Below are 14830 nucleotides of genomic sequence, written 5' to 3'. Positions count from 1 at the left end.
TATTTGTCTGGCCTAAACAGGATAAGTATACCAGTTTAGCCGGGCCACGCTTGCCCACCGTGGCGTTCAATAAAAATAAGGTAACAGGTTACATAGTAGAAAATAAAAAATAATAACGGAAGCCGAACGCCGCCTGAAGAGAGTGATCGTCCCAGCTATCAGACTATTCTGTAGCAAGCATTAGCCGTAAACGACCTCCGCCTCCCCATATCTGACACTGCCAGGCATCGCAATGGTGGTTTAACTGATTAAGGTAGGCTTCATCAAGCGTTCCCAATGGCACGCCGCTATTCAGCGCGATCTGACGCTCATTGACGTTCAGCGTGGCATTTAAACCGGCGGATATCAGTATCAGCTGTTTTAATTCCCGATGATAATAGCCAACCAATAGGGGGAAACGTCCTTCCAGACTTGCCTGGCGCAGCAGTTGATTGACCTGTTTTAATAAAATCGGCAAATGAGGCAAACGGTGCTGTTGATTTGCCAGATGCTCCTGAAGCACCCCGTTGAATAGCGTGCGGAGCAATAGCGCGGCCAGCGTGCCGTTATTGTTTACCGCCTGGGTAACATCCAGGCAATAGAACGCCAGCTCATCTTCAGAGAGCGCGGCAATATCCAGCACCAGTCCCGGCTGTTCGGCAACGGTAAGCTGACGGTAATTTATTCGGCAACGCGCAAGCGTTTGCTGCACCGGCGGCTGCAACTGCGCCAACAGCTTTGCCACGGTTTCAGGCGACTGATTAAGCGAATCCATATCCAGCATTAATTGCTCAAGCTCATTTGACGGCGACGTAAACATATCCGGATACAGGCATGACATAACCGACTCACGCAAGCGAGCATAGTCACGAATGGGCTTCAGCAATACATCCTGCACGCCAAGCCGCAGAACTTTTGCCACATCCGCCATTTGGCTGGTCGCGGATATCACCAGTATCGGGGTATTGTTATCTTTTAAACGCAGATGTTCGAGAAACTCAATGCCGCCCATCGTCGGCATTTTCAGATCGCAGATGATTAAATCAGGATGATGATGCTCTAAAACGCTTAGCGCCTCCAGACCATGGATAGCCTCCAAAACGGCGGCGCCAAGCGAAGTCAGATAACCGGAAAGCACCGAGCGGAAAACGGCTTCATCCTCGATAACCAAAATATGTTTACCCGCCAACGGTTGTTCCATCAGTTACCCCTTACTTCAAACTCTTTGTTATCCAGACTTGCGTTATCGCCTACGCTCATAACGTCTGACGCCGTGTGCGCAGGATATTCAGTGCGACTTGTTGACCAAAGGCAGCAATTCATCACGTTTCTTCTCCACGGCCTGGCGACCGGCCTCAATCGCTTCCTGCGCCCGATGAAAATCCAGAGTGGCAATCTGCGGGCAATAAGGCTGTATGATCACATCGGGCGGGTCGCCCGCCATCCGGGTCATCTTCAGCCTGTTTTCAAGAATCTGAATTGATGTGCTCATGATTTCCATCGCCGTCGGCGAGACCACGGTGCGCTGGCGATGTCCCCGCAACAGACGCTCACGAATTTTACCGCGCCAGTTATTGGCAACCACCCCCACTTCAGGTTCCGACGCCGTCGGCTTAATCGATAGAAAATCGTGATGATTAAGGCTGGCATCCTGTTGCAAATCAACGGCGATCACAACATCGGCCCCCATAGCCCTGGTCAATGATACCGGCACCGGATTCACCACCGCGCCATCCACCAGCCAATAGCCGTTAAAGCGAACGGGAGACAACAGGCCGGGTATGCTGCAAGACGCTCTGATTGATTGATGCAAATCCCCCTTCGTCATCCAGAGCTCCCGCCCGGTGCTCAGATTGGTCGCCACGGCGCCATACTTAATATCACAATCCTCAATCCGTTGCGTATGTAACAGATGTTTTACATTATTAAACACCCTGTCGCCGCGCAACAGACCGCCGCGCTGCCAGGAGAGATCCATCAGGCGGATAACATCCCAATAGCCAAATGCGCTGACCCAGCGCTCCATGGCATCCAGTCGGTGCGTCGCATAAGCGGCGCCGACCAAGGCGCCGACGGAACAGCCGGCTACCACATCAACTTCAATTCCCAGCTCCGTAAGTGCCTTGATCACACCAATGTGAGCCCATCCTCTGGCGGCCCCGGAGCTTAATGCCAGACCAACTTTTATCTGTCGCATGGTTGCCTCATGTGTTTTCATTCTAGCGCACATTGCTACATCCTGAGCTTATTAGGTAACATATCGGCATCCTGAATAGGGATCCCACTATTATTTATCACGTTTTTTATAATTAAGTTTTCTTCAGGAGATGCTGTGCCGGAATCTTGCCCCTGCGGCAGCGGGTCGCCATATCGATCGTGCTGCCAGCCATACCTCAGCCATGCCGCTCAGCCCGCCGATCCCGTTACCTTGATGCGCTCCCGCTATACGGCCTATGTCAGACGGGATGTGGACTACCTGATAGCGACCTGGCATCCCGAACTGCAGCCGGAAAAATGGCGCGCCGCCATTGCCGAAAGCTGTCAGGATACTCGCTGGCTGGGACTTAGCATATTGGCAACCTCCGCCGGCGACACGCCGGATGAAGGTTATGTCGAATTCGCCGCCCGTTATTCGTCCGCCGCGGACCAACAACAGACGGGATTAATCATGCGGGAGCGCTCACGCTTCCTTCGCCATCATAATCGCTGGTACTATATGGACGGCGTTCATCTGCAAACCGGCAGAAACGAGCACTGTCCGTGCGGTTCCGGCAAAAAATACAAAAAGTGTTGCGGACAGTAAGAAACAGAGATTAACCCGCAGTGAATTCCGGCACTGCATTAACATACGGTCGTTATTTTAGTTTTGGACAGGATCCACGCGCTCATGCAACCCCAGAATATACAAAGAAAAGTTTTACGCACCATTTGCCCGGACGCTAAAGGGCTTATCGCAAAAATCACCAATATCTGTTACAAGCACGAACTCAATATCGTGCAAAACAACGAGTATGTGGATCACCGCACCGGGCGTTTTTTCATGCGCACCGAACTGGAAGGTATTTTCAACGATACCACCCTGCTGGCCGATCTGGACGGCGCGCTTCCCGAAGGCTCGGTTCGTGAACTGACCAGCGCCGGCAACCGCCGGATCGTCATTCTGGTGACCAAGGAAGCCCACTGTCTGGGCGATTTGTTAATGAAAAGCGTCTACGGCGGACTGGATGTCGAAATCGCCGCGGTTATCGGCAACCATGAAACATTACGCACCCTGGTTGAGCGGTTTGAGATCCCGTTCCATCTGGTCAGCCATGAGGGGCTTACCCGGGAAGAGCACGATCAGCAGATGATCGCGCAGATTGACCAGTATCAGCCGGATTACGTGGTGCTGGCGAAATACATGCGGGTGTTGACCCCGGCGTTTGTGCAGCATTATCCCAATCAGGTCATCAACATCCACCACTCATTCCTGCCGGCCTTTATCGGCGCCCGGCCCTATCATCAGGCCTATGAGCGCGGCGTGAAAATCATCGGCGCCACGGCGCACTACGTGAACGACAGCCTGGATGAAGGCCCGATCATCATGCAGGACGTTATTCACGTCGACCATACCTACACGGCCGATGATATGATGCGAGCCGGACGCGACGTCGAGAAAAACGTATTAAGCCGCGCGCTTTACCGGGTGCTGGCGCAGCGTGTTTTTGTCTACGGGAATCGCACCATTATTCTTTAATTTGCCGATCGGACATCGTTTTATCCGCCAGAACGCACCGAATGGAATAAAAAATCGGCAACCAAGTTTATTTTTGATATATCAGGCTTTACAGCGGCGCGTCATTTGATATGATGCGCCCCGCTTGAAACGAAAGCATCTTGCAGTAAGGCCAGTGGTGGGGTTCCCGAGCGGCCAAAGGGAGCAGACTGTAAATCTGCCGTCACAGACTTCGAAGGTTCGAATCCTTCCCCCACCACCACTTCTAAGACTTCCCTGAATTAAATTCCAGCACTCAGCTTTCAGATTCCCGTAGGGGAAGGTGAGAACCTTCGACCAAGGTTCGGGCGTGAGATTAACTCTTCCAACTCCCCGGTCCGTAAGAAAAAACCGGCAACTGCCACGACCAGCGGATCGCCGCCAGACGCAGCGACAAGCCAATGGCGAAAGAAACCAGCAGGTTGATATCATGATTCACATTGAGCGACTTCAACCCCAGATACAGCAGCGCGACCAGCAACGAAACGCTGGCATAGAGCTCTTTCTTTAATACCATCGGAGTGCGGTTACAAAAGATATCGCGCAGAATGCCGCCGAAAATCCCCGTCACAATCCCGGCCATAATCACCACCGTCAGGGAATAATTCAGCGCCAGCGCGACATTGCAGCCGATAATGGTAAAGGCGATCAGCCCCATGGCGTCCAGCACCAGAAACAGGCGATGCAAATGATGCATAACGCGCGCAATGATAATGGTGAAGAGGCCGGCGCCGATGGTGAGATAGATATAGCCGGGGTGTTGCGTCCAGCCGATGGGATAGTTGCCAAGAAGAATGTCGCGCACCGTGCCGCCGCCCAGCGCGGTGATAAACGCAATCATGCCGACGCCGAAAATATCCATATTGCGACGCCCGGCGGCCAGCGCGCCAGACATGCCTTCAGCGGTGATGGCGATCAGATAGATGTAAGTCAGCACACAATATTTCCTGTGAAATGTGCCCCTCCCTCTGTCCGTTTTACCTGAGAGTTTACGCGGCGTTCGCCGCTTGCCCCTTCGGTGGGTTGTCGCAACAACCTCTCTCCAGTTGGCTGAAATGGAATTCGCAGTATGGCGGCCTGAGCGATTATGGGAGTTTGCGCCTTCGGCGGAGCCTCGATGGCGAGGCTCTCTCTCCTGCGAATTGCGGAGTATACGGGCTCCGCCTTCCCGGTTCAATCCGCCGCGGCCGAATCTTGTTTACCCGTTGAGCGACTCCCCACGCCGGCGGTGACTCACGGCCTGAATTTCTGTTACCATCGGGAAACATTTTCATTGAACGGCAGCGAATATGAAGGTTGTTTCTTTTAATATCAATGGACTAAGAGCGCGTCCGCATCAGTTGGCCGCCATTATCGAACAGCACCGGCCCGATGTGATCGGCCTGCAGGAAACCAAAGTCCATGACGATATGTTTCCCCTGGACGAAGTGAGCCGGCATGGCTATCACGTTTTTTATCACGGACAAAAAGGCCACTATGGCGTCGCGCTTTTGTGCAAGACCCCGCCTATTGCCGTGCGCCGCGGTTTTCCAACGGATGAGGAAGACGCCCAGCGCCGCATCATTATGGCGGATTTTGCTACCGAACAGGGAACGCTTACCGTGGTAAACGGTTATTTTCCGCAGGGGGAAAGCCGCGATCATCCGATTAAATTTCCTGCCAAGACACGCTTTTATCAGGATCTTCAAAACTATATCGAGCAGCACCATCTCGCCGCTCACCCCTTAATCATTATGGGCGATCTCAATATCAGCCCCACCGATCTTGATATCGGCATCGGCGAAGACAATCGCAAGCGCTGGCTGCGCACCGGGAAATGCTCCTTCTTGCCGGAAGAACGCGAATGGCTGGCCCGGTTACAAGGCTGGGGGCTCGTCGATACGTTCCGCGCCGCCAATCCGCACTGTAACGACCGTTTTTCATGGTTTGACTATCGTTCCGCCGGTTTCGATACCAACCGGGGGCTGCGCATCGATTTGATACTGGCCAGCCGGCCGCTGGCTGAACGCTGTACCGATACCGGCATCGACTATGATATCCGGGCGATGGAAAAGCCGTCCGACCATGCGCCGATATGGGCCGAGTTCGCGGTGTAATATAACGACGCGGTGGCGCGGCGCGACCGCGCTTACCCGGCGGTGTTTAAGCATTGCCGCTACGGTTTGATCGGCTGCCAAATCAGATTATTGGTCCCCAGCGTCTGTTTATCCCGCACGCACTGCAGGATCACCCCGTCCACTTTCAACACCGCGCCTTCCGTATAGTTGCGGTTCTCGTAAACGCAACAGCGCATACAATTATTATTCCGCTCCCGCGCGGCGGTGCCCGCGCCCCACGCTTCGGCGGGAACCGGCACCACAACCTCCGTTCCGCCGCGATTCGCCTGCGCCGCCGACGGCAGCGCCAGCACGGCGACGATAAACCAGCCAGCTAACCATCTCATTGACTCTGCTCCTTCTCTTTGCGTTGCGGCTTGCGCCGCTTTTTACCGCTCACCGGGGGAGCCGTGATGCCCTTGAACGCGCTCACGGCCCGGCCTGCTCTGGCCTGATGAATCAACTCCTGCAACGTCTGAGTCAGCGGCTGCATAAAATCCTGATAGCGGCACTGTTTTTCGCTGATTTGCGTCAGCGTCGCTTCCCAGTGCGCCGTCATATCCGGATGCGCGGCGCTGTCCGGCAGAGAGTGGATTAATGCCCGCCCCGCCTCGCTGGCATGGATATAACGCCCCTTCTTGAACAGAAACGTACGCTTGAACAGCAGTTCGATAATGCCCGCGCGCGTCGCCTCGGTACCTAAACCATCGGTAGCGCGCAGGATTTTCTTGAGCGCTTTATCCTGCACAAATCGCGCGATGCCCGTCATCGCCGACAGCAGGGTGGCGTCGGTAAACGGCCGCGGAGGCTGAGTTTGCCGTTCCACCACTTCACCGCGTTCGCACAGCAGTTCATCGCCTTTGGCGACCACCGGCAGCGGCGTGCCCTCATTCTCTTCATCGCGCTCCTTGCCCCCCAGCAGCGTGCGCCAGCCGGCTTCCGCCAGAAAGCGGGCTTTGGCGACGAATTTCCCGCCGGCGATATCCAGATCGATAACGCATTTACGGAACACGGCGTCCGGACAAAACTGCATGATGTACTGACGGGCGACCAGTCCGTAAACGTTGCGCTCGTTATCCGACAATGCGGTATGAGAACTGCGGGCCGTGGGGATAATCGCATGGTGGGCATCCACTTTACCGTCATCCCAGCAGCGGTTGCGTTTGTCGATATCCATTACCGGCTGCGGTAATAAATCCGGCTGATGCACCGAAATGGCGTTCAGCACCGCATGGCGCCCGGCAAAATGCTCTTCCGGCAGGTAGCGGCTATCGGAACGCGGGTAGGTAATCAGCTTGTGGGTTTCATACAGCTTCTGGCAAATATCCAGCACCTGCTGGGCGCTGAGTCCGAAGCGTTTGGCGGCTTCAATCTGCAGCGTCGACAGCGAATAAGGCAGCGGCGCCGTTTCCGACTCGCGTTTATCATTGTAGCCGGTCACCCATGCGGGCTGGCCGTCAATGCGCTTGACCACGTGCTCCGCCAGGGAGCGATGCAATAAGCGCCCTTCCTCATCCTGATAAGGCTCGCAGGATTCGCTCGGCTGCCAGAGCGCGACAAAGCGTTCGCCGGCGGGGGTGATGATATGAGCTTTAACTTCGAAATAATCTTTCGGCACGAAGTTTTCGATCTCTTCATCCCGACGAACCACCAGCCCCAGCACCGGCGTTTGCACCCGGCCCACCGACAGCACGCCGTCATAGCCGGCATTACGTCCCAGCAGCGTATAGGCCCGGGTCATATTGATGCCATACAGCCAGTCGGCGCGGGAACGGGCCAGCGCGGAAACGCACAGCGGGATGAATTCCCGGTTCTCGCGCAGTCTGGCCACCGCCCGTTCAACCGCCTGGGGATTCAGGTCGTTAATCAGGCAGCGGCGCACCTGATGACGCTTTTCTTGCGGTAGCGAGAGATATTCCAGCACCTCGTCGACCAGCAATTGTCCTTCACGATCGGGGTCGCCCGCGTGAATGATTTCATCGGCTTCCTGCAGTAATTTTTTGATGGCGTTAAGCTGTTTGCTCACCGCCGCACGGGGCTGCAGCAGCCACTTCTGGGGGATAATGGGTAAGTCGGCCAACGACCAGCGCGCATAGCGCGCGTCATAAACGTCGGGCTGCGCCTGCTCAAGCAGGTGCCCGATGCACCAGGTCACGACATCGTCCTGACCGCAGGCAATAAAACCATCGCCGCGTCGATGCGGTTTAGGCAACACATCCGCAATCGCCCGCGCGAGGCTGGGCTTTTCGGCAATAAAAAGTCGCATTACGCACCATTACGCTGAAAGACTGTTTTCAACCGCCGTTGTGCAAAACCGGGAAGCGGCAACGAGGCGCGAAGACCTTTCAATGCGCGTTTATCAGAAATAACGGACGAATTTTTCACTATCAAGCGGCGTCACCTTGGTCGATGCCTTTAGCTGCGGCGTCCCCAGATAGAGGAAGCCGACGATGTCGTCCTGCTCACGGCAATGAAAAGCCTCGCGCACCAACGGATGATGCGTCCAGGCGCCGCTGCGCCAGATCCCGTTGAACCCCTGCGCCAGCGCGGCCATTTGCATCGCCTGCACCGCGCAGCCGGCGGAAACCACCTGCTCCCAGCGCGGAACTTTGGGATTTTCCGCGCAGTGCGCCACCACGGTAATAATCAGCGGCGCGCGGAACGGCGCCAGCCTGGCTTTTTCTATCCCGGCTTCATCCATACCCGCCTGCTGCGCCGCGTCGCTCAACAGCGCGCTAAAACGCGCCAGCCCTTCGTTTTCAATCACAAAGAAGCGCCAGGGCTGCAAGGTTCCGTGATCGGGAGCGCGCATACCGGCGTGGATAATATTGTTCAGCGCCGCGCCTGAAGGTGCGGGCGTGGTCAGGCGGGAAGCCGAACGACGATTAAGTAACAGTTCGAGAGCATCCATCGCACATCTCCTGTATTACAATCTGGTTTCTGTGATAGAGCGATATTGCGCGCCACGGTAGCACAAGTAGAAGTTTTGTTACAAGATAGCCCCATACCGGTGCCCTGCGGGCACTATTTAATGCTGACTTTTCACCGTCCGCTCTTTAGGATATTAAGCTGTTTTCCCGTTCTCGGAGATGTTATGCGCACATTGTGGCGAATTTTTAGCGGTTTTTTTAAGTGGACATGGCGTCTGCTTAATTTTATCAGAGAATTTATTCTCAATATTTTTCTTATCGCGCTCATTCTTATCGGAGTCGGGATCTATACGCAATTCAACAGCACGCCGGCGGAAACCGCACGCGGCGCATTGCTGATCGACCTCACCGGCGTGGTGGTCGATCAGCCCAGCATGAATAATAAGCTGCGCCAGCTGGGGCGTGAATTTTTCGGCGCATCCAGCAACCGCCGCCAGGAAAACTCCCTGTTTGATATTGTCGACAGCATTCGGCAGGCGAAAAACGATGATAATATTACCGGCATCGTGTTGGATCTGAGCGACTTTACCGGCGCGGATCAGCCATCGCTGCAGTACATCGGCAAAGCCCTGCGGGAATTCCGCGACGGCGGCAAACCCATCTACGCCGTGGGCGACAGCTATAATCAGGCGCAATATTATCTGGCCAGCTTCGCCAATACGGTGGCGCTGACCCCGCAGGGCAGCGTGGACCTGCACGGTTTCGCCACCAACAATCTCTACTTCAAATCCCTGCTGGACAAGCTGAAAGTCAGCACCAATATATTCCGCGTCGGCACCTATAAATCGGCGGTTGAACCCTACCTGCGCGATGATATGTCCCCGGAGGCCAGAGAAGCGGACGGCCGCTGGATTAATACCCTCTGGCAGCACTATCTGAACACCGTCGCCGCTAACCGGCAGATAACCCCGCAGCAGCTGTTCCCCGGCGCCGTCGGCATTCTCTCCGCGTTACAGGCGGTGCAAGGCGACACCGCCCGCTATGCCTTGCAGAATAAACTGGTGGACGAAGTGACTTCCCGTTCCGTTATCGAGCAAACGCTGGTAAAAGCGTTCGGCTGGAATAACAAAACCAACAACTTCAATTTCATCAGCATTTACGACTATGCGCCCAAGCCGGCGGTGCAGAACAATAATCAGATAGCGGTGATTTTTGCCAATGGCGCCATTATCGACGGCCCGGAAACGCCGGGAATGGTGGGCGGCGATACCACGGCAGCCCAGATCCGCGCCGCGCGTCTCGATCCCAAAGTCAAGGCGGTCGTGCTGCGCGTCAATAGCCCCGGCGGCAGCGTGACGGCATCGGAAATGATCCGCTCGGAGCTGATGGCGGTACGCCTGGCCGGCAAACCGGTGGTGGTGTCCATGGGCGGTATGGCGGCATCGGGCGGCTACTGGATTTCAACGCCGGCAAACGCCATTATCGCCAGCCCAAGCACCCTCACCGGTTCTATCGGCATTTTCGGCGTCATCAACACCGTTGAAAACTCGCTGGAAAGCATCGGCGTGCACACCGACGGCGTGGCGACTTCGCCGCTGGCCGATCTGTCGATCACCAAATCGCTGCCGCCCGAATTCAGCCAGCTGGTTCAGTTAAGCATTGAGCGCGGGTATAAGAATTTTATCGATATCGTCGCTCAGGCCCGTAAGAAAACGCCGGAGCAGATCGATAGGATTGCCCAGGGACACGTGTGGATCGGCAGCGACGCCAAAGAGAATGGCCTGGTGGACCAGTTAGGCGATTTCGATGATGCGGTGAAAAAAGCCGCCGAACTGGCGAAACTGGGTCAATACCAGCTTAGCTGGTTTGCCGAACAGCCAAGCCTGTTTGACGCCATGCTGAACCAGATTAACGCCTCGGTTTATGCCTGGCTGCCCAGCGCCGTTCAGTCGCTGCTGCCCGCCCCGGCGGCGCAGCTGGCCGAAGTGGTTCAAGCACAGCCTTCCATTATGCATAACCTTAACGACCCGCAGCATCGTTACGCGCTTTGCCTCACCTGCGGCGAAGTGCAGGTGCGGTAAATCCGTTCGGTCCGGCATAGCCATTTTTATGGCTATGCCGCTTTCTCTCTTTGGTCATCATCGTCTTTCATCTATGCGCAAAAAATCCATTTACGTCGCCTATACCGGCGGCACCATCGGCATGCAGCGTTCCGCCAACGGCTATATTCCCGTCTCCGGCTATTTACAGCGGCAGCTGGCGCAAATGCCGGAATTTCATCGTGCCGAAATGCCGGCGTTTACTATTCATGAATATCAGCCACTGATTGATTCCTCCGATACCACGCCGGCGGACTGGCAAACCATCGCCAACGATATTCAGCAACATTATGATGACTACGACGGCTTTGTTATTTTGCACGGCACCGACACCATGGCGTTTACCGCATCGGCGCTCTCTTTCATGTTGCAGAATCTCTCCAGGCCGGTGATAGTGACAGGGTCACAGATTCCGCTGGCGGAATTGCGTTCCGACGGGCAAACCAACCTGCTGAATGCGCTGTATATTGCCGCCAATCACCCGGTTAATGAGGTCGCCCTGTTTTTCAATAACAAACTGTGGCGCGGCAATCGCACCACCAAGGCCCATGCAGACGGGTTTGATGCGTTCGCCTCGCCTAATTATCCGCCGCTGCTGGAAGCCGGTATCCATATCCGCCGGCTGGCGCCGATGGCGTCAGACGTGAACTGTCCTCCGTTGCGCGTTCACCCCATTACGCCCCAGCCTATCGGGGTGATTACCATTTATCCGGGTATCTCGGCGGATGTGGTGAGCAACTTTCTGCGCCAGCCGGTAAAAGCGCTGATACTGCGCTCTTACGGCGTGGGCAACGCGCCGCAAAGCCCCGGTTTGCTGAATGAGTTGCGTCAAGCGGCGGAACGCGGCATCGTGGTGGTTAACCTGACGCAGTGCTTCTCCGGGCGGGTTAATATGGGCGGCTACGCCACGGGCAATGCGCTGGCGCAGGCCGGCGTGATCAGCGGTTTTGATATGACCGTCGAAGCCGCGTTGACGAAACTGCACTATCTGCTCAGCCGGCCGGATCTCGGGCCTGAGCAAATTCGGCGGCTGATGCAGCAAAATCTGCGCGGCGAACTGAGCGATCAAGATTAAATCCGTCACGAGGTCAACCATGAACAGAGCGCTATTGTTAATTGATTTGCAAAATGATTTCTGTCCCGGCGGCGCATTGGCTGTGGCCGAGGGCGATCGGGTGATTGAGGTGGCGAACCGCGCCATCGCAGCCTGCGCCGCGGCGAATATCCCGGTCATTGCCAGCCAGGACTGGCATCCGGCCGATCACGGCAGCTTCGCCGTCAACGCCAACGCCGCCGTGGGGGAAATCGGCGAGCTGGACGGCCTGCCCCAGGTCTGGTGGCCGGTGCACTGCGTTCAGGATCAGCCAGGCGCGCAGTTTCATCCGGCTTTAAACCGGCAGGCGATTGAATGGGTGGTACGCAAAGGCACCCAGGCCAATATTGATAGCTACAGCGCGTTTTTTGATAACGGGCACCGCGCTAAAACCGCGCTCGACGACTGGCTACGGGCGCGGAATATTACTCGCCTGACCGTGATGGGCATCGCCACGGACTATTGCGTAAAATTCAGCGTGCTGGACGCCCTCGAACTGGACTATGAAACCGAGGTGCTGGTGGATGGATGCCGCGGCGTCAATCTTGCCCCGCAAGACAGCCGGGCGGCGCTGGAGGAAATGCAGCGGCGCGGCGCAAACCTCGTTGATCTGTCAAGCTTCGTTGCCGGGCTGGCGTCCGGCGGCTAACGCCGCCGTCTCGGCGCAGGTCCGTTGTCCTTGGCTCCCGACCTGCGTTTAATCCGGTATTTTTATCTCCACCACGGCGGATTCACTAAACTGCTGCTTTAGCTGTTGTTTGCTTTTTATCACAATCTCGCCGTCGGGACCGATGGTCATATGCTCCGCCTGTTGATTATGGCGAGCCTGCCACAGCATCACCATTTGCAGACAATTCTCTTTCTGTTGCGCAGACAAAGCGACGCCGTCCGGCCATTTGCCCAGTTCCACCGCCGTTGCCAGCCGTTGATAAATTTCCGGCGTCATGGCGTCAATCAGATCGTCGAGTTGCATCCTTTATCTCCCCGCATGCGGTTTTGCTGCAATATTTATTACCACAAACACTTGGCTGAAACGATTAAGCTAGGTTACAATTCAGATCGGGTAGCCAGCTTGCACAGGGGCCGACTTTAACAGGGGCCGACTTTAGCCGTCAACCCGCGCGCCATCCACTTCGTCAATAAAGCTGAGCGATGCGGAATTAACGCAGTAGCGCTCCCCCGTGGTCTGCGGACCATCAGGGAATACGTGGCCCAGATGCGCGTCGCAGTTACCGCAGCGAATCTCGATGCGCCGCATGTTATGGGCGTTATCTTCAAGATAGCGGATGGCGTCGGATGAGACCGGCTGGTCAAAGCTCGGCCAGCCGCATCCTGAGTCGTACTTGTTTGCCGAATAGAACAGCGGCTTCTGGCAGCACAGGCAGTGGTAAATACCCGTACGCTTATTGTGCAGCAACTTGCCGGAATAGGCGGGCTCAGTACCCCGTTGCTGGGTCACATAGCGCTGCATTTCCGTCAGCTGTTCCGCATCTGACGGTGTTTGTTGAGAGGGATCGTCGCTCATAGTCGCCTCACTGCGTATGTTATCTATAAATCAATCATTAATTATAACAAAAAATTAACAACTTTACAGGCCATTTTGGCTTAATATAATAGCTGTTGTCGGGCCGAATATTTAATTGTGACACTTGTCACAATTCTGGATGGGACGGAGTTTATATGATGCTCACAGAGCCGGTATCCGTCTGAAATGTTCTTTATTTACAAGCACTGGCGGATTTTCGTGCAAGGGTTGGTTACAGGTTTGACTTACAGCAACTATTGACACGATTCCGCTTGACGCCCAGCAAGGTTTTTGTAATTTTACAACCAACCTTTTATTCACTAACCAATATCTGGTGGAATATATGACTATCAAAGTAGGTATCAACGGTTTTGGCCGCATTGGCCGTATTGTTTTCCGCGCTGCACAGGAACGTTCCGACATCGAAATCGTCGCGATCAACGATCTGTTAGACGCTGAATACATGGCGTATATGTTGAAGTATGACTCTACCCATGGCCGTTTCAACGGCACCGTTGAAGTTAAAGATGGCCACCTGGTTGTTAACGGAAAAACGATTCGTGTCACCTCAGAGCGCGATCCTGCGAACCTGAAGTGGAACGAAGCCAACGTTGATGTTGTCGCTGAAGCAACCGGTCTGTTCCTGACTGACGAAACCGCGCGTAAACACATCACCGCCGGCGCTAAAAAAGTGGTGTTGACCGGTCCGTCCAAAGACAGCACCCCGATGTTTGTTATCGGCGTTAACCATAAAAGCTATGACGGCCAGGATATCGTTTCCAACGCATCCTGTACCACCAACTGCCTGGCGCCGCTGGCCAAAGTCATCAACGACAACTTCGGTATCGTTGAAGCGCTGATGACCACCGTTCACGCCACCACCGCAACGCAGAAAACCGTTGACGGCCCGTCTCACAAAGACTGGCGCGGCGGCCGCGGCGCATCTCAGAACATCATCCCGTCTTCTACCGGCGCAGCGAAAGCGGTTGGTAAGGTTATTCCTGAACTGAACGGCAAACTGACCGGTATGGCGTTCCGCGTTCCTACCCCGAACGTATCCGTTGTCGATCTGACCGCCCGTCTGGAAAAACCGGCTTCTTACAAAGAAATCTGTGCCGCCATCAAAGCCGCTTCCGAAGGCGAACTGAAAGGCGTTCTGGGTTACACCGAAGATGACGTGGTTTCCACCGATTTCAACGGCGAAAAACTGACTTCCGTGTTCGACGCGAAAGCCGGTATCGCGCTGAGCGACAACTTTGTGAAACTGGTTTCCTGGTACGATAACGAAACCGGCTACTCCAACAAGGTTCTGGATCTGATCGCCCATATCTCCAAGTAAGTTAGGGTAATGATTCAATGATGAAGGGCGGCCCTGGGGTCGCCCTTTTTACTTGCTGATTAACTACAACCAAAA

The 14830-nt window shown here is 55.2% G+C and carries 15 protein-coding genes, 1 tRNA gene and 1 riboswitch; of the genes, 8 read left to right on the top strand and 8 right to left on the bottom strand.

Going from position 1 to position 14830, the window contains the following annotated elements; genetic code table 11:
* Window positions 1-163 precede the first annotated feature (163 nt).
* Window positions 164-1180 carry a two-component system response regulator RssB gene (gene rssB, locus DDT56_RS22055; protein ID WP_136168529.1) on the bottom strand — a complete coding sequence of 339 codons (1017 nt, stop codon included), beginning with the start codon at window positions 1178-1180 and terminating at the stop codon, window positions 164-166.
* Between the two features lie 87 nt (window positions 1181-1267).
* Window positions 1268-2176 (bottom strand): patatin-like phospholipase RssA, encoded by a 909-nt coding sequence (gene rssA / locus DDT56_RS22050; RefSeq protein WP_136168528.1) that lies wholly within the window; start codon window positions 2174-2176, stop codon window positions 1268-1270.
* A gap of 135 nt (window positions 2177-2311) precedes the next feature.
* Between rssA and DDT56_RS22045 the strand changes: the two genes are divergently transcribed.
* The 3 genes from DDT56_RS22045 (at window position 2312) to DDT56_RS22035 (ending at window position 3956) form a co-directional block, all read left to right on the top strand.
* A complete protein-coding gene (locus DDT56_RS22045) occupies window positions 2312-2782 on the top strand; it encodes a YchJ family protein (RefSeq protein ID WP_136168527.1) in 471 nt (156 codons plus the stop codon).
* An 84-nt stretch (window positions 2783-2866) separates the two neighbouring features.
* Window positions 2867-3715, top strand: a complete 849-nt coding sequence (purU, locus tag DDT56_RS22040; protein WP_136168526.1) for a formyltetrahydrofolate deformylase — start codon at window positions 2867-2869, stop codon at window positions 3713-3715.
* A 156-nt stretch (window positions 3716-3871) separates the two neighbouring features.
* Window positions 3872-3956: transfer RNA gene (locus DDT56_RS22035), tRNA-Tyr, on the top strand.
* 93 nt (window positions 3957-4049) lie between these two features.
* On the opposite strand, the gene DDT56_RS22030 is transcribed toward DDT56_RS22035, so the two are convergent.
* Window positions 4050-4670 carry a trimeric intracellular cation channel family protein gene (locus DDT56_RS22030; RefSeq protein WP_136168525.1) on the bottom strand — a complete coding sequence of 207 codons (621 nt, stop codon included), beginning with the start codon at window positions 4668-4670 and terminating at the stop codon, window positions 4050-4052.
* A gap of 118 nt (window positions 4671-4788) precedes the next feature.
* A riboswitch (glycine riboswitch) is annotated at window positions 4789-4881 on the bottom strand.
* Window positions 4882-5022: 141 nt separating this feature from the next.
* Between DDT56_RS22030 and xthA the strand changes: the two genes are divergently transcribed.
* Window positions 5023-5829 carry an exodeoxyribonuclease III gene (xthA, locus tag DDT56_RS22025; protein ID WP_136168524.1) on the top strand — a complete coding sequence of 269 codons (807 nt, stop codon included), beginning with the start codon at window positions 5023-5025 and terminating at the stop codon, window positions 5827-5829.
* A 59-nt stretch (window positions 5830-5888) separates the two neighbouring features.
* Here xthA and DDT56_RS22020 read toward each other — a convergent pair whose 3' ends face one another.
* From DDT56_RS22020 to DDT56_RS22010, 3 genes are all read right to left on the bottom strand, one after another.
* The gene (locus DDT56_RS22020; protein WP_136168523.1) at window positions 5889-6176 is read right to left on the bottom strand and encodes a DUF1496 domain-containing protein; all 288 of its coding nucleotides are present in this window, start codon (window positions 6174-6176) and stop codon (window positions 5889-5891) included.
* Window positions 6173-8095 (bottom strand): DNA topoisomerase III, encoded by a 1923-nt coding sequence (locus DDT56_RS22015; RefSeq protein ID WP_136168522.1) that lies wholly within the window; start codon window positions 8093-8095, stop codon window positions 6173-6175. The genes DDT56_RS22020 and DDT56_RS22015 overlap by 4 nt, the downstream gene beginning before the upstream one ends.
* 93 nt (window positions 8096-8188) lie before the next feature.
* Complete coding sequence (locus DDT56_RS22010) at window positions 8189-8740, bottom strand: NAD(P)H nitroreductase (protein ID WP_136168521.1); 552 nt, start codon at window positions 8738-8740, stop codon at window positions 8189-8191.
* A 183-nt stretch (window positions 8741-8923) separates the two neighbouring features.
* Here DDT56_RS22010 and sppA point away from each other — a divergent pair, with 183 nt between their 5' ends.
* The 3 genes from sppA (at window position 8924) to pncA (ending at window position 12540) form a co-directional block, all read left to right on the top strand.
* Complete coding sequence (gene sppA, locus DDT56_RS22005; protein ID WP_136168520.1) at window positions 8924-10780, top strand: signal peptide peptidase SppA; 1857 nt, start codon at window positions 8924-8926, stop codon at window positions 10778-10780.
* Between the two features lie 73 nt (window positions 10781-10853).
* Window positions 10854-11873, top strand: a complete 1020-nt coding sequence (gene ansA / locus DDT56_RS22000; RefSeq protein WP_136168519.1) for an asparaginase — start codon at window positions 10854-10856, stop codon at window positions 11871-11873.
* A gap of 19 nt (window positions 11874-11892) precedes the next feature.
* The gene (pncA, locus tag DDT56_RS21995; RefSeq protein ID WP_136168518.1) at window positions 11893-12540 is read left to right on the top strand and encodes a bifunctional nicotinamidase/pyrazinamidase; all 648 of its coding nucleotides are present in this window, start codon (window positions 11893-11895) and stop codon (window positions 12538-12540) included.
* 48 nt (window positions 12541-12588) lie between these two features.
* Here the strand turns inward: pncA and DDT56_RS21990 are convergent, their stop codons facing one another.
* Together DDT56_RS21990 and msrB are read right to left on the bottom strand one after the other, a co-directional pair.
* Entirely contained in the window at window positions 12589-12864 is a 276-nt protein-coding gene (locus DDT56_RS21990) for a YeaC family protein (RefSeq protein WP_136168517.1), read from the bottom strand.
* A 132-nt stretch (window positions 12865-12996) separates the two neighbouring features.
* A complete protein-coding gene (gene msrB / locus DDT56_RS21985; protein WP_136168516.1) occupies window positions 12997-13416 on the bottom strand; it encodes a peptide-methionine (R)-S-oxide reductase MsrB in 420 nt (139 codons plus the stop codon).
* A 343-nt stretch (window positions 13417-13759) separates the two neighbouring features.
* On the opposite strand from msrB, the gene gapA reads away from it, so the two are divergent.
* Window positions 13760-14755, top strand: a complete 996-nt coding sequence (gene gapA / locus DDT56_RS21980) for a glyceraldehyde-3-phosphate dehydrogenase (protein WP_168197671.1) — start codon at window positions 13760-13762, stop codon at window positions 14753-14755.
* The last annotated feature ends 75 nt before the right edge of the window (window positions 14756-14830 follow it).

Source organism: Brenneria corticis (assembly GCF_003115855.1).
Lineage (GTDB): Bacteria > Pseudomonadota > Gammaproteobacteria > Enterobacterales > Enterobacteriaceae > Brenneria > Brenneria corticis.
Note: the sequence above shows the minus strand (reverse complement) of the source record. Positions and strands in the feature narration are given on the sequence as shown.

Excerpts from the sequence above, each read along its gene's own strand:
- purU (WP_136168526.1), top strand. The coding sequence starts at position 2,867 with ATGCAACCCCAGAATATACAAAGAAAAGTTTTACGCACCATTTGCCCG.
- sppA (WP_136168520.1), top strand. The coding sequence starts at position 8,924 with ATGCGCACATTGTGGCGAATTTTTAGCGGTTTTTTTAAGTGGACATGG.
- rssB (WP_136168529.1), bottom strand. The coding sequence starts at position 1,180 with ATGGAACAACCGTTGGCGGGTAAACATATTTTGGTTATCGAGGATGAA.
- rssA (WP_136168528.1), bottom strand. The coding sequence starts at position 2,176 with ATGCGACAGATAAAAGTTGGTCTGGCATTAAGCTCCGGGGCCGCCAGA.
- gapA (WP_168197671.1), top strand. The coding sequence starts at position 13,760 with ATGACTATCAAAGTAGGTATCAACGGTTTTGGCCGCATTGGCCGTATT.
- DDT56_RS22010 (WP_136168521.1), bottom strand. The coding sequence starts at position 8,740 with ATGGATGCTCTCGAACTGTTACTTAATCGTCGTTCGGCTTCCCGCCTG.
- ansA (WP_136168519.1), top strand. The coding sequence starts at position 10,854 with ATGCGCAAAAAATCCATTTACGTCGCCTATACCGGCGGCACCATCGGC.
- msrB (WP_136168516.1), bottom strand. The coding sequence starts at position 13,416 with ATGAGCGACGATCCCTCTCAACAAACACCGTCAGATGCGGAACAGCTG.
- DDT56_RS22020 (WP_136168523.1), bottom strand. The coding sequence starts at position 6,176 with ATGAGATGGTTAGCTGGCTGGTTTATCGTCGCCGTGCTGGCGCTGCCG.
- DDT56_RS22015 (WP_136168522.1), bottom strand. The coding sequence starts at position 8,095 with ATGCGACTTTTTATTGCCGAAAAGCCCAGCCTCGCGCGGGCGATTGCG.
- DDT56_RS21990 (WP_136168517.1), bottom strand. The coding sequence starts at position 12,864 with ATGCAACTCGACGATCTGATTGACGCCATGACGCCGGAAATTTATCAA.
- pncA (WP_136168518.1), top strand. The coding sequence starts at position 11,893 with ATGAACAGAGCGCTATTGTTAATTGATTTGCAAAATGATTTCTGTCCC.
- xthA (WP_136168524.1), top strand. The coding sequence starts at position 5,023 with ATGAAGGTTGTTTCTTTTAATATCAATGGACTAAGAGCGCGTCCGCAT.